The sequence below is a fragment of the Xenorhabdus ishibashii genome, from assembly GCF_002632755.1.
Lineage (GTDB): Bacteria > Pseudomonadota > Gammaproteobacteria > Enterobacterales > Enterobacteriaceae > Xenorhabdus > Xenorhabdus ishibashii.
Window position 1 is genome coordinate 565,559 of record NZ_NJAK01000001.1, and the last position, 13,869, is coordinate 579,427.

Consider the following 13,869-nt stretch of genomic DNA (forward strand, 5'->3'; position numbering starts at 1 on the left):
CCGACAAATATAAAAAAATGGCGCCTGCCAAGACGCCACTTTCGGTTAATAGATTAGACGCTCAAAATCAATCCGGTAATTGCTGCGGAGAGGAAACTCACCAGCGTTGAGCCAAACAACAATTTCATTCCAAAACGCGCAACAGTATTACCCTGTTTTTCATCCAGCCCTTTAATAGCACCAGAAACAATTCCGATGGAGCCGAAGTTCGCGAAAGAGACTAAAAACACGGACAGAATACCTTTCGAATGTTCACTTAGCTGAGCAGAGATCTCTTGCAGGCTCTGCATCGCCACAAATTCGTTGGAAACCAACTTGGTTGCCATGATACTGCCTACTTTCAGCGCTTCATCACTTGGAATACCGATGATCCATGCAAACGGATAAAACACATATCCCATGCACTCTTGGAAGGTAATCCCAAATATCAGATGGAAAATTGCGTTAATTCCCGCAATCAAAGCAATAAAACCTATCAACATCGCAGTGACAATCAAGGCAACTTTGAAACCCGCCAGAATGTATTCACCCAGCATTTCAAAGAAACTCTGCCCTTCATGGAGGTTGCTCATACGGATTTCTTCTTCATTCTCAACAGAATAAGGATTGATGAGAGACAAGATGATAAACGTGCTGAACATATTGAGGATCAATGCAGCAACCACATATTTTGCATCCAGCATCGTCATGTAAGCGCCGACAATAGACATAGATACCGTAGACATTGCCGTTGCCGCCATCGTATACATCCGGCGTTCAGACATTTTGTCCAACACATTTTTATAAGCAATAAAGTTCTCTGATTGCCCCAGAATCAATGAACTCACCGCATTAAATGATTCCAGCTTCCCCATGCCATTGATTTTAGACAGTACTGTACCGATCACACGAATGACAATTGGCAGCACTTTGATATGCTGCAAAATCCCAATCAGGGCGGAGATAAAGATAATAGGACACAAGACATTCAGGAAGAAAAAAGCCAGGTTCGCTTCTATCATGCCACCGAAAACAAAGCTGGTGCCTTTTGCTGCATAAGACAAAAGATGGATAAATAAATTATCAAATCCTTTCACTATCCCCAAACCCACATTAGAGTTCAGGAAGAACCATGCCAGAAAGAGTTCGATTATAAGCAACTGAATTATATAGCGGAACTTAATATTCTTCCGGCTGTTACTAGCCAAAATAGCCAGGCCGCCAATCACGACCAACGCGAGGATAAAATGAAAAATATGAGACATCATAAAGAAGAGCTCCAAACACGATTCTGTGCAAATTTATGTCTGTATTCTATGTAACGCACAATAGTAAAGTTTGATTATTATCACATAATTTTATTATTAGAATAATTACTTCCCATTTAGCCAATCTGATCACACTTTAATCATCACATCCTTAAAGTGGAATACGAATTATTCACCCAATAAACGAAGCATTTCTTCCTCATCGATAACAGGAATTCCCAATTCATTGGCTTTCGCTAATTTGGAGCCAGCGGCTTCACCGGCAATGACCAAATCTGTCTTCTTAGACACACTTCCTGTCACTTTTGCCCCTAAAGCTGTCAACTTATCTTTGGCTTCGTCTCGTGACAAACGATTCAATGAGCCAGTTAATACGATTGTCTTGCCGGTAAAGGGGCTATCGATCTCATCCACGCTCAGGCTATCAGCCAATTCCCAATGGATACCAATATTGTCAACCAGATCGTCAATCACTGCCTGATTATGTGGCTCATTAAAGAAATTCACGACATGACGAGCAACAACACCTCCTACATCCGGTACTGCAATCAGAGCGTCAATATCCGCTGCTCGTAATTTTTCTAATGTGCCAAAATGAGAAACCAGATTAACGGCTGTCGCTTCGCCAACTTCTCGAATACCTAAAGAGTAAATAAAGCGAGCTAAGGTAGTTTTTTTCGATTTTTCCAAGGCATTAATAACATTTTGCGCAGACTTGGGTCCCATGCGCTCAAGGCCAGTTAATTTTCCGGCAGTCAGCCGGAAAAGATCAGCCGGCGTTTTGACATACTCTTTATCCACAAGCTGCTCAATGATTTTCTCGCCCATGCCATCAACATCCATAGCACGACGGGAAACAAAATGTTTCAATGCTTCTTTGCGCTGCGCACCGCAAAATAACCCTCCGGTACAACGAGCGACCGCTTCACCTTCAACACGCTCTATATCTGAGCCACAAACTGGACAATGAGCGGGAAAAATCACTTCCTGAGTTTCTGCTGTCCTGTTTTCATGAACAACTCCCACTACTTGCGGGATAACATCTCCGGCACGACGAATAATCACCGTATCACCAATACGCAGCCCCAGACGTTCAATTTCATCTGCATTGTGCAGTGTGGCATTACTAACCGTAACACCTGCCACCAATACAGGTTCCAAACGAGCAACCGGAGTAATGGCACCAGTACGCCCTACCTGAAATTCGACATCACGGATGATAGTCATCTGCTCTTGAGCCGGAAACTTGAAAGCTGTCGCCCAACGTGGTGCTCTGGCAACAAAACCCAACCTTTCTTGTAATTCGAGGGAATCGACCTTAACTACAATTCCATCAATATCAAAGCCCAGTGTCGGCCGCTTCTGCTCAATGTCATGGTAGAAATCCATCACCCGCTGAGTTCCCTGACATAACTTCACCTTGTCATGGACAGGCAGTCCCCACCGTTTGAATTGCATCAGGCGCTCGTAGTGACTTGCTGGCAACTCCCCACCTTCCAGAATACCAACACCGTAGCAATAGAAAGTCAGTGGGCGTTTGGCAGTAATACGAGGGTCAAGCTGGCGTAATGATCCGGCAGCCGCATTACGGGGATTAGCGAATACTTTATTGCCTGTGCGGCGCGCTTCTTCGTTGAATTTTTCAAATCCAGCCTGCTTCATAAAGACCTCACCACGGATTTCAATGCGGGCGGGAATATTGTCGCCTTTCAAACGTAAGGGAATAGCACGAATGGTACGGACGTTGGCGGTAATATTTTCCCCCGTTGTCCCATCACCACGGGTCGCAGCCTGTACCAATTCCCCATTTTCATACAGCAAGCTGACCGCCAAACCATCAAGTTTTAGCTCACAACAAAACACCAAATCCTGATTGTCTTTCAGACGATCACGAACGCGTTTATCAAATGCCAGATAGCTCTCTTCATCAAATACATTATCCAGAGATAACATAGGGATCTCATGGCGTACCTGTTCAAACGCCGTTAACGGTGCCGCTCCCACACGCTGGGTAGGAGAATCCGCAGTAACCAATTCTGGATGCTGTTCTTCCAATGTTTTTAATTCTCGCATCAAACGATCATATTCTGCATCAGGGATCTCTGGTGCATCCATAACATGATACAAATATTCGTGATGACGTAATGTTGTTCTTAATTCATTAATTTTTTGGATAATATTTTCCATGACTTCTCACCAGAGATGAAAAACCCCCGACTAGCGGGGGTTTGATACTAAAAAAAGGGGGTTATTCACCGACATTGAGTGTATCACGGATACGCGCTTTATAGAGTTCTATCATCTGTGGTGTCAGCATTTTGCGCTCACCATCCAGAACTACGCCCCCTACATCAGCAGCGATGCGCTGTGCCGCCTGCAACATCAGTTTAAAATTCTGATTGGAATCACCATATGAAGGCACAAGCATAAATATGGAAATGCCAGGGGTAGTGAAATCTACCATTTGGTCAGGATCAAATGAGCCAGGTTTTACCATGTTAGCTAAACTGAACAATACAGCACCACTACCCGATGGGTTTAGATGGCGATGAAAAATATTCATCTCACCAAACCGGAAGCCTGCCTGTAAAATGCTTTGGAACAATACTTCACCATTCAGTTCTTGCCCATGGTGAGCGGCAACATGCAATACCAACACAGTCTCTTTTTTAGTCTGTTCAGATTTAGACAATGCTTCATTTTTCGCTGCCTTTGACTGCCCTTCCACAATTTCAGAATCTGACTCTGTTATCCTGGCTTCTTTCGATTCGACAGATTCAATCGGATCGAACAACCCAAGTTGTGGTTCTTCCTGTTGATCATCAGCAGCGTTCACCTTGATTGCAGAAACATCAGATTGATGCCTTGCAAGTAAAGGATCTGTACCATCATCAGGCACTACGGCTAACGACTCAGACGCATGACGTTCGATAACCGGCTCAGCACGATGTTCAGTATGCGGTTTCGCCGACTCCTGAACATTCGATTTTGACGTATTATCAAACAATTCATCACCATCATCATCCTTTGGCTCTTCCTGATGCCCCTGTTTATGACGTTTAACTGGGCGATCACGAAAGAGTGATGAACGCTCTTTACGGCTGGTCCACAGCCCATGTAATAGCAGAGCTATTATGGCTATCGCACCAACAACGATTAATATCAGACGCAAATCCTGCATCATTGCTATCTCTGTTGTTTAAATTAATTGCCACTACGGCGGAATATTCTTTAGATAAGAGTATTTGTCAAATAGGACAAGTGCAAGTCTCTACATACTTTTCTTACCATAATGAGAGATTTCCTCTGTTTTTTCGGATGTTTTTTACTCATAAAACGACTGGTCAGTGGAAAATCCTGCCTATATCATACCGCCTCAATCATCTAAGAGAGAATAAGAAAATATGACGAATTCGACAAAACATGCGAGTGGATTTCACTATATTGTCCAAGGTTGGCAACTAATAACCCGTCCTGGCATTAAGAGATTCGTTCTATTACCTTTATTGGCTAATATTTTATTACTAGGCGGTTCATTTTGGTGGCTATATCATAAACTGGATGACTGGATACAATGGACCCTCGATAAAATACCAGACTGGATGCAATGGTTAAGCTATTTAATTTGGCCACTTGCCGTTATTTCTATCTTATTGTTTTTTACTTATTTTTTCAGCACACTCGCTAATTTTATCGCTTCACCATTTAATGGCTTGCTGGCGGAAAAACTGGAGGCTGACTTAACAGGTATTCCAGCACCAGATACTGGCGTTATCGACCTGCTCAAAGATACGCCACGTATTTTGAAACGCGAAGTAGTGAAAATTCTTTACTATATTCCACGAGCACTGATCCTCTTGTTACTTTATTTCATTCCAGGAATAGGCCAAACCATCGCACCTCTCCTTTGGTTTATTTTTAGCGCCTGGATGCTAGCAATCCAATATTGTGATTATCCGTTTGATAACCATAAAGTCAGTTTTACCACTATGCGTAATACCTTGCGCCAAAACAAAATAGATAACCTGCAATTTGGCGCAGCAGTAAGCATACTGACTATGATCCCGATCGTGAATCTGTTTATCATGCCCGTTGCTGTTTGTGGAGCCACTGCAATGTGGGTTGATCGCTACCGTGCTCAACACGCCCTGAATCGCACATCATCAAACTAATTTTCTGCTTACTATCCTCTGCCTATTACAGCAACAAAGCCCCTGACAAATGACAAGTATGTCAGGGGGCTTTGTTAAAAAATTATGCTAGCCTTAAATAATCCAAAGAATATAAAATGACCATCAATTATTCTTTTATATAATAAGAATAGACTGAAACCTTATTTCCATAAATATGATGTTAGCGTATGGTTAATCAGTATTTACGGTATGTTAGGGGTAATCGAATAATGAGCAAAATTTATGAAGATAATTCATTGACTATTGGTCACACTCCGCTAGTACGTTTAAAAAATTTCGCAAATGGTCGTATCCTGGCGAAAATAGAATCCCGTAACCCCAGCTTCAGTGTAAAATGCCGCATTGGTGCCAATATGATTTGGGATGCTGAAAAACGTGGCATTCTGACCAAAGATAAAGAACTTATCGAACCAACCAGCGGTAATACAGGGATTGCACTTGCCTATGTCGCAGCGGCTCGTGGTTATAAACTAACCTTGACCATGCCTGAAACAATGAGCCTTGAACGACGTAAACTGCTGAAAGCACTAGGCGCAAACTTGGTGTTGACCGAAGGTGCAAAAGGCATGAAAGGTGCCATTGAGAAAGCTAACGAAATCCGTGAAAGTAACCCTGATCGTTATATTCTTCTGCAACAATTCAGTAATCCCGCCAACCCTGAAATTCATGAAAAAACCACTGGCCCTGAAATTTGGGAAGATACTGGCGGTAATGTAGACGTTTTTGTTGCTGGCGTAGGAACTGGCGGTACAATCACGGGGGTTGCTCGTTACTTAAAAAATACGCAGGGCAAACAAGTTACCATCGTTGCGGTAGAACCAGAAGGTTCACCTGTTATCAGCCAAAAATTGGCGGGTGAAGAACTTAAACCAGGCCCACATAAAATTCAGGGAATTGGCGCGGGTTTCATTCCTGATAACTTAGATTTAACATTAGTTGACCGCGTATTTAAGATCAGCAACGAAGAAGCGATGCAAATAGCACGTGAAATCACTGAAAAAGAAGGAATTCTTGCCGGAATTTCTTCGGGTGCGGCGGTTGCGGCAGCCATCAAAATAGCGCAAGAAGATGCATACAAGGATAAAAATATCGTGGTGATTTTGCCTTCGTCAGCGGAACGTTATCTCAGTACAGGACTGTTTGCTGACTTACTCAGTGAGTAAAAATCACTCTATAGAATTTTCCACTATATTGACAAAGAAGCATCTACAGGGTGCTTTTTTGTGCATCAGATCAAAGTTTAAAGCTTTCCTAGGTGATTTATTCAAGTAGCTTTAGTATTTAACCAGTAATTATTTTGATGCGCAAAATTAATCGCCAATCAGGCGGCAAAAAAAGGTTATTCAATTAAACCATTCTTCGGATAGCGTGTATTAACACCAAATCAACAATTGAGCGCATCAAGTATGTTAATTTTTTGATAATGATTATTATAATCCCACTAAATTTCAAGTTAAAATTAACAGAGCAATAACTTGAAAGGCGAAGGGAACACGCTTTACTTCATTATCATTTTAACGGTTGTATAAGCCGGAGTGAATTCAGCTATATCCAATAGAGTTCTCTTGGTTTACCAATAAATATTTAAGTTATTGAGGAAATACTATGTTCCAGCAAGAAGTTACTATTACTGCACCAAACGGTCTCCACACTCGCCCTGCGGCACAATTTGTCAAAGAAGCAAAAGGTTTTGCTTCTGACATCACCCTGATTTCTGGGGGCAAGTCTGCCAGCGCAAAAAGTCTGTTCAAATTACAAACGCTAGGGTTGACTCAAGGTACAGTCGTAACGATTTCTGCTGAAGGCGAGGATGAACAACAGGCTGTTGAACATTTAGTTAAATTGATGGGTGAATTGGAATAATCGTCCGCTCAATCAAGCCAATCTATTTCATTCAGCTTATCCCCGGACCAATAAAATCCGGGGATATTTAGGGTATCTCCTAAGTCTTAATGAAAGATAATCACCCGCAGTAAGGTCATATAATATGATTTCAGGCATCTTAGTATCACCAGGAATTGCTTTCGGTAAAGCGTTATTACTGAAAGAAGATCCCATCATTATCAATCATAAAAAAACTACTCCTGAACACGTCGAACAAGAAATTTCCCGCTTTAAGCAAGGCCGTAACAAATCTTCCGCACAATTAGAGATAATTAGAGAAACAGCCGAAAAAAACCTGGGCGCAGAAAAGGCCGAAATCTTCGAAGGCCATATTATGTTGCTGGAAGATGAAGAGCTAGAGCAGGAAATTATCACGCTTATTAAAAAAAATCTGTTAACAGCAGATGCAGCCGTTCATTCCGTTATTGAAGATCAGGCTAAGGCACTGGAAGAGCTGGATGATGAGTATTTGAAAGAGCGAGCCGCCGATGTTCGTGATATTGGTAAGCGCTTACTGAAAAATATTCTGGATATGCCAATTATCGACTTGGGTTCCATTGAAGAAGAAGTCATCTTGGTTGCCAGTGATCTGACGCCATCAGAAACCGCACAACTCAATCTGGACAAGGTATTAGGTTTCATCACTGATCTTGGTGGCCGGACTTCTCACACTTCCATTATGGCTCGCTCATTGGAATTACCAGCGATTGTTGGTACAACCAATGCGACCAAACAAATCCAAAATGGTAGCTACCTGATTCTGGATGCCGTCAATAATCACATTTATGTGAACCCATCTGATACCGAAATCGAGAAACTGAAAACAGCGAAAAGCGAGTATCTGACAGAAAAAACCGAACTGGCGAAGCTGAAAGACTTACCTGCCATCACATTGGATGGTCATCAAGTTGAAGTTTGCGCCAATATCGGTACAGTACGCGACATTGCTGGCGCTGAGCGCAATGGTGCCGAAGGTGTTGGTTTATACCGTACTGAATTCCTGTTTATGGATCGCGATTCTCTGCCAACCGAAGACGAACAATTTGAGGCCTATAAAGCAGTTGCAGAAGCTGTCGGTAATCAAGCTGTTATTATTCGTACAATGGACATTGGTGGCGATAAAGACTTACCTTACATGAATCTGCCAAAAGAAGAGAACCCATTCCTTGGCTGGCGCGCAATCCGTATTTGCCTTGACCGTAAAGAGATTTTACATTCTCAATTACGTGCTATCTTAAGAGCTTCTGCATTTGGTAAACTTCGCATTATGTTCCCAATGATTATTTCAGTTGAAGAAATCAGGGAATTGAAAGCTGAGCTGGCGTTACTCAAAGAGCAATTACGCAGTGAAAACAAAGCATTTGATGAATCGATTGAAGTTGGCATCATGGTGGAAACACCTGCTGCTGCAACCATTGCTCATCATCTTGCAAAAGAAGTTGACTTTTTTAGTATTGGGACAAACGATCTAACTCAGTATACTCTTGCTGTAGACCGTGGTAATGAGCTGATTTCTCATCTTTACAACCCAATGTCACCAGCAGTGTTGAGCCTAATCAAGCAAGTTATTGATGCCTCACACGCAGAAGGTAAATGGACTGGCATGTGTGGAGAGCTGGCCGGTGATGAGCGCGCCACGCTGTTGCTCTTGGGCATGGGGTTGGATGAGTTCAGCATGAGTGCAATATCAATTCCACGCATTAAAAAGATCATCCGTAATACTAATTATGATGATGCAAAAGCTCTGGCAGAGCAGGCTTTAACTCAGCCAACAGCAAAGGAATTGATGGATTTGGTTGACACCTTTACCAGAGAAAAAACACTCTGCTAAAAATTAGCCAGAATACGGTCCCATTAAACAATTAGGAGAAGATTCATGGGTCTGCTTGATAAATTGAAATCTCTGGTTTCAGACGATAAAAAAAATAGTGGCAGTATTGAAATTATCGCACCATTGTCAGGTGAGATAGTCAACATCGAAGATGTTCCAGATGTTGTTTTTGCTGAAAAAATCGTTGGTGATGGTATCGCTATTAAACCAACCGGCAACAAAATTGTCGCTCCTGTTGATGGCACCATTGGTAAGATCTTCGAAACTAATCATGCTTTTTCTATCGAATCTGATAGTGGTATTGAGCTATTCGTTCATTTTGGTATTGATACCGTTGAACTGAAAGGTGAAGGTTTTAAACGCATTGCCGAAGAAGGTCAACGAGTACAAAAAGGTGATTTAGTTTTAGAGTTTGATCTGGCATTTCTGGAAGAAAGAGCTAAATCAACCTTAACTCCTGTTGTTATTTCTAACATGGACGAAATTAAAGAGTTATCTAAAGTAAATGGCTCCGTAGTCGTCGGTGAGTCTGTTATTATGCGTATCAAGAAGTAGCTGAATACATCACTGATGAGCTGTATGTGGATCGCCTCTGTTTTATCAGGTAAAGATAAGAATATCTGATAAAACAAGGCGGTTTTTTTATAAGCCGGTAAACCTAATATGTATCAAACCCCTTCCGGTTACCATCTGCGTCGCAGACAAGGTCATATGTGTCCCAGTGAAATCATGACCATTTTAATCTTCTTTCACATGTCACATTGCCGTAACTTTAAAGCTTTCTACTTGGAATGAATCTGGAAAAATCATCATAACGATTTTCCCTCCTTACTCAGTTATACCCGTTTCGTCAGTATCGCGCCTTCGGTTTTAGCACCACTGCGTATCTCGCTCATCAACACGGCCGCCTGCTTTAAAATTTCTTTTTCCACTTCCAGACGCCTGACCTGTTTTTCTAACGCCTGTATCTGGCGTTGTTCGGGCGTTAAGGCTTTACCGGCAGGCGTTACCCCCTGTATTTCGGCCTTATACTGGCGGATCCATTTTCTCAAGGTACTGGCATCAACGGCCAGTGAACGGGCGATATCAATAACCCGTTGATGATGGAGAACAACCTGCTGAACCGCTTCCAGCTTAAATTCAACGGAATAGTGGCGTTTGGTCGGTTTCAATTTCATTGTCATACCTCATTGTCATGTTAATAACATTAGCAGGCTTTTGAGGTGTCCGAGATCTTATATCACTACACTGCTAGAGGTATTATAATGCGTGGACAATAATAGAAGTTCAACTCATTCTGGGATGTTGCAGTTATGAATAAATTAATGGGTGATTTCTTTCATAAATTAAAAAAAATCACACCTCATGAGGAAAAAGAAATAAATTTCTTTGCGTCGGGCGGCTCAGGCTATCTTGAAAATCCTACTTCAGATTTGATAGCATTATTTATGGGAAACGAGCTAGGTGTTCCGCCTTGGTTACTCAAAGCATTGATGCAATGCCTTAACGTAGACTGCGATATCGACGAATTGGATATTACCTCTTTGGAAGTGATCAGAGAAGCAAGAACATCTGATGGAAAATACCTGGATATACTGATTTCGCATCAGGATTTCATCATCGGCATTGAACACAAAACAATTTCAGCCATCAATAATCCCTTTGAAAGCTACGATAAACACCTAAATAGCCTCATAGATAACAATCAGATAGTGTACCGCTGTATCCTTGCTCCCGACAAGCTTTCCAGCTTACCAGTAGATAAATGGCCATTAATCAATTATTCACAGTTGGTTACAACAGCCAGAAATCGTCTGGGTAAAGATCAGGTGCATGATCCATTCAGTAAATGGAACATTTTTTACACTGAATTTCTCAATCATTTGCATGAACTAAGCGGGATGAATAACACAATGGTAATGAACACGGAAAACCAGAATTTTGTTAAGGAACATTTTAACCTTCTGCTGAAAGCCAGAGACTTGCTCAAAGAATTCGAAACGGCAATGATTGATGAAGGCAAGAAAACCCTCGCTGAAGTGCTGCCTGGCACAAATATATCGCATCGTATCAATAACTGGAAAGGAGATTATAAAGCTATCCATCTATCTCCAGAATGTTGGGGAAACGGAAAAACAGGTGTGTCTCTTGTCTATTATCCGAGCGAGGACGAGCAGGATGTCATTTACTACGTTAATGGTTGGATAAATATCAGCGACTACCCAGAACTGACAATGCTGCGTAACATGGTGCTCGAAAAAATGAAATCAGACTCTTTTCTGCCATCGGCCGATAAGTCCGATTCTGAGATTATCCCGAAGGCTAAAGAGTTAATACTCTCCTTTGGTACTCCAGAAGGTTCTTTGGAAGAGGCGAAACTTTTGCTTAAAGAAATGGCAATGTTCATTTCCGAAATCTTGGAAAATTAAATGATGGCTGAGGCATAAAGGTTGTCAGATAAACATCATCTGGGAATAAGCAACGCTTTTTTAATAAGGATGACTTAAGTTATAAGCATACTGATTTTTAGGGAGGATGACATTTCAGACCATAGCATGGTTAATAAAACTATGGTCTGAATGTGGAAAGGAAAATAAAAAGAATTCGGGTTAATTAAAAACACCGGTAGACAAGTACCTATCACCACGATCACAGATAATGGCAACAATGACTGCTCCAGGGTTTTCGGCCGCGATGCGTAACGCTCCAGAAACGGCTCCGCCAGAGCTTACGCCACAAAAAATGCCTTCTTTTTGTGCCAACAAACGCATGGTATTTTCCGCTTCGGTTTGGGTAATATCCAAAATCTGATCCACCAGCTCTTTCTGATAAATGCCGGGCATATAGGCCGGAGACCAACGACGAATACCAGGAATATGACTATCTTCCGCAGGTTGTAATCCGATAATTTTCACTCTGTCTGACTGAGATTTCAGATAACGGCTCACCCCCGTAATCGTGCCTGTCGTTCCCATACTGGAAACAAAGTGCGTGATCCGCCCTTGTGTTTGCTGCCAAATTTCCGGGCCAGTAGTATTAAAATGTGCCAGTGAATTATCGGTATTATTAAATTGATCCAGAACTTTTCCTTCCTCGTTCTTCTCCATTTCTTGCGCCAAATCCCGCGCACCTTCCATTCCCAATTCTTTACTGACTAAAATTAATTCAGCACCGTAAGCCTGCATTGATGCCTGCCTTTCAAGGCTCATATTTTCAGGCATTAATAATTTCAAGCGATATCCTTTCACCGCCGCGATCATCGCCAGAGCAATGCCGGTATTACCACTTGTTGCTTCAATCAGAACATCACCAGGGGCAATTTCCCCACGCAATTCCGCTTGCAGGATCATCGAAAGCGCAGCCCTGTCTTTTACGGAACCCGCCGGATTATTACCTTCCAGCTTGACCCAAATCTCAGCATCAACACATGCTGTAATTCGTTGTAATTTCACCAGCGGTGTATTACCTATAAATTCTTCCAAGCTTGCCACAGCATTACCTAATTCGTATGAGAATAGATAAACAAATAATCATATTAAGGAAACTGTAGCAAGACATTAAGCAAAAAATCCCTACTCCCTTACATAGCAGGAAATAGGAATTTAATATAAAAATGAATTACATCAGGCAGATTCAGCAAATCGCAACACTTTTAATGGCAAATCTCCCGCATACAAGCGAGCGCCTGTGCCACCAATAAAATAGTCATTTCCTCTAATCGGTATAGAGGGATCATCCCGCCAAATCACTGACAGGTATTCATCGCCCCAGCCTAACGGCTGAACAGATAGTAGGAAAAAATGACCTCGCGGATTCACTTCCACAACTTGCACTGGCAAAGGGCAGGCAGGTGTTTGCTTGGCACTAATCATCATATCCCAAGGCCGGAAAAAAACGTCAACATTTCCTTGATGTAACGGTGTGATATTCAATGGAAAAATCTTCCCGCCAATCCAGAGTTGGGAACCTTTAATTTCACCCTTCAGTTTGTTTATTTCTCCTATGAATTCAAGGACAAAGCGGCTCTCCGGTTCATGCCATACTTGTTGGGGAGTACCGACCTGTTCAATACGCCCTTGATTCATAAGTACCACCCTGTCAGCCACTTCCATTGCCTCTTCCTGATCATGGGTGACAAATACGCTGGTAAACTTCAATTCTTCATGTAACTGCCGCAACCAACGCCGTAACTCCATACGCACCTGAGCATCTAATGCACCAAAAGGTTCATCCAACAAAAGGATCTGTGGTTCAACCGCCAATGCCCTTGCCAGTGCCACACGCTGTTTTTGACCACCAGAAAGTTGCGAGGGATAACGTTCTGCCAAATGGGAGAGTTGCACCATATCCAGCAGTGCCATCACTTTACTGCGCAATGCCTCAGCACTGAGACGCTGACGACAAGGAAGAACGGACAGGCCAAAAGCTACGTTATCGAATACCGTCATATGGCGAAAGAGAGCATAGTGTTGGAATACAAATCCGACACGACGATCTTTTGCATGTAGCCGGCTGACATCCTGTCCGTGAAATTTCAATTGCCCTGCACTCTGCTGCTCAAGCCCTGCAATGATCCGCAACAATGTCGTCTTACCAGAACCCGATGGACCAAGCAGAGCAACCATCTCACCAGATTCAATATCCAGTGAAATTTCATTCAGTATTTGAGATCGACCAAAAGATTTACTGATTTTACTGATTTCAATACTCATAT

12 protein-coding genes and 1 pseudogene are annotated in these 13,869 nt (G+C 42.3%); 7 read left to right on the forward strand and 6 right to left on the reverse strand.

Annotated elements, in window-relative coordinates:
• Positions 1-53: 53 nt before the first annotated feature.
• From Xish_RS02695 to zipA, 3 genes are all read right to left on the reverse strand, one after another.
• On the reverse strand, positions 54-1,244 hold the full coding sequence (locus Xish_RS02695) for a NupC/NupG family nucleoside CNT transporter (RefSeq protein WP_099118642.1): 1,191 nt from the start codon (positions 1,242-1,244) through the stop codon (positions 54-56).
• 171 nt (positions 1,245-1,415) lie between these two features.
• Positions 1,416-3,434 carry an NAD-dependent DNA ligase LigA gene (gene ligA, locus Xish_RS02700; protein ID WP_099116592.1) on the reverse strand — a complete coding sequence of 673 codons (2,019 nt, stop codon included), beginning with the start codon at positions 3,432-3,434 and terminating at the stop codon, positions 1,416-1,418.
• A 61-nt stretch (positions 3,435-3,495) separates the two neighbouring features.
• Positions 3,496-4,431 carry a cell division protein ZipA gene (zipA, locus tag Xish_RS02705; RefSeq protein WP_208614802.1) on the reverse strand — a complete coding sequence of 312 codons (936 nt, stop codon included), beginning with the start codon at positions 4,429-4,431 and terminating at the stop codon, positions 3,496-3,498.
• A gap of 220 nt (positions 4,432-4,651) precedes the next feature.
• Here zipA and cysZ point away from each other — a divergent pair, with 220 nt between their 5' ends.
• The 6 genes and pseudogenes from cysZ to Xish_RS02735 all read left to right on the forward strand — a co-directional run.
• Positions 4,652-5,419, forward strand: coding sequence for a sulfate transporter CysZ (gene cysZ / locus Xish_RS02710; protein WP_099116593.1), 768 nt, complete (start codon positions 4,652-4,654; stop codon positions 5,417-5,419).
• 230 nt (positions 5,420-5,649) lie between these two features.
• A complete protein-coding gene (gene cysK / locus Xish_RS02715) occupies positions 5,650-6,603 on the forward strand; it encodes a cysteine synthase A (RefSeq protein WP_099116594.1) in 954 nt (317 codons plus the stop codon).
• Between the two features lie 442 nt (positions 6,604-7,045).
• The gene (gene ptsH / locus Xish_RS02720) at positions 7,046-7,303 is read left to right on the forward strand and encodes a phosphocarrier protein Hpr (RefSeq protein ID WP_099116595.1); all 258 of its coding nucleotides are present in this window, start codon (positions 7,046-7,048) and stop codon (positions 7,301-7,303) included.
• 124 nt (positions 7,304-7,427) lie between these two features.
• A complete protein-coding gene (gene ptsI / locus Xish_RS02725; RefSeq protein WP_099116596.1) occupies positions 7,428-9,155 on the forward strand; it encodes a phosphoenolpyruvate-protein phosphotransferase PtsI in 1,728 nt (575 codons plus the stop codon).
• A gap of 45 nt (positions 9,156-9,200) precedes the next feature.
• Positions 9,201-9,710: a PTS glucose transporter subunit IIA gene (gene crr, locus Xish_RS02730; RefSeq protein ID WP_099116597.1), complete on the forward strand. Its 510-nt coding sequence runs from the start codon at positions 9,201-9,203 to the stop codon at positions 9,708-9,710.
• A gap of 123 nt (positions 9,711-9,833) precedes the next feature.
• Positions 9,834-10,037 (forward strand): annotated as a pseudogene (locus Xish_RS02735) (IS982 family transposase); the annotation flags it as partial.
• On the opposite strand, the gene Xish_RS02740 reads toward Xish_RS02735, so the two are convergent.
• Positions 9,992-10,339, reverse strand: a complete 348-nt coding sequence (locus tag Xish_RS02740) for a transposase (protein ID WP_099116598.1) — start codon at positions 10,337-10,339, stop codon at positions 9,992-9,994. The pseudogene Xish_RS02735 and the gene Xish_RS02740 sit on opposite strands and share 46 nt — an antisense overlap.
• A 129-nt stretch (positions 10,340-10,468) precedes the next feature.
• On the opposite strand from Xish_RS02740, the gene Xish_RS02745 reads away from it, so the two are divergent.
• The gene (locus tag Xish_RS02745; protein ID WP_099116599.1) at positions 10,469-11,584 is read left to right on the forward strand and encodes a PDDEXK-like family protein; all 1,116 of its coding nucleotides are present in this window, start codon (positions 10,469-10,471) and stop codon (positions 11,582-11,584) included.
• A 180-nt stretch (positions 11,585-11,764) separates the two neighbouring features.
• Here the strand turns inward: Xish_RS02745 and cysM are convergent, their stop codons facing one another.
• Positions 11,765-12,646: a cysteine synthase CysM gene (gene cysM / locus Xish_RS02750; RefSeq protein WP_099116600.1), complete on the reverse strand. Its 882-nt coding sequence runs from the start codon at positions 12,644-12,646 to the stop codon at positions 11,765-11,767.
• 132 nt (positions 12,647-12,778) lie between these two features.
• Positions 12,779-13,867, reverse strand: coding sequence for a sulfate/thiosulfate ABC transporter ATP-binding protein CysA (cysA, locus tag Xish_RS02755; protein WP_099116601.1), 1,089 nt, complete (start codon positions 13,865-13,867; stop codon positions 12,779-12,781).
• Positions 13,868-13,869: the final 2 nt, after the last annotated feature.

Bases quoted from the DNA above. Each gene is read 5' to 3' on its own strand.
- Xish_RS02695 (WP_099118642.1), bottom strand. From the start codon at position 1,244: ATGTCTCATATTTTTCATTTTATCCTCGCGTTGGTCGTGATTGGCGGC.
- ligA (WP_099116592.1), bottom strand. From the start codon at position 3,434: ATGGAAAATATTATCCAAAAAATTAATGAATTAAGAACAACATTACGT.
- zipA (WP_208614802.1), bottom strand. From the start codon at position 4,431: ATGATGCAGGATTTGCGTCTGATATTAATCGTTGTTGGTGCGATAGCC.
- cysZ (WP_099116593.1), top strand. From the start codon at position 4,652: ATGACGAATTCGACAAAACATGCGAGTGGATTTCACTATATTGTCCAA.
- cysK (WP_099116594.1), top strand. From the start codon at position 5,650: ATGAGCAAAATTTATGAAGATAATTCATTGACTATTGGTCACACTCCG.
- ptsH (WP_099116595.1), top strand. From the start codon at position 7,046: ATGTTCCAGCAAGAAGTTACTATTACTGCACCAAACGGTCTCCACACT.
- ptsI (WP_099116596.1), top strand. From the start codon at position 7,428: ATGATTTCAGGCATCTTAGTATCACCAGGAATTGCTTTCGGTAAAGCG.
- crr (WP_099116597.1), top strand. From the start codon at position 9,201: ATGGGTCTGCTTGATAAATTGAAATCTCTGGTTTCAGACGATAAAAAA.
- Xish_RS02740 (WP_099116598.1), bottom strand. From the start codon at position 10,339: ATGACAATGAAATTGAAACCGACCAAACGCCACTATTCCGTTGAATTT.
- Xish_RS02745 (WP_099116599.1), top strand. From the start codon at position 10,469: ATGAATAAATTAATGGGTGATTTCTTTCATAAATTAAAAAAAATCACA.
- cysA (WP_099116601.1), bottom strand. From the start codon at position 13,867: ATGAGTATTGAAATCAGTAAAATCAGTAAATCTTTTGGTCGATCTCAA.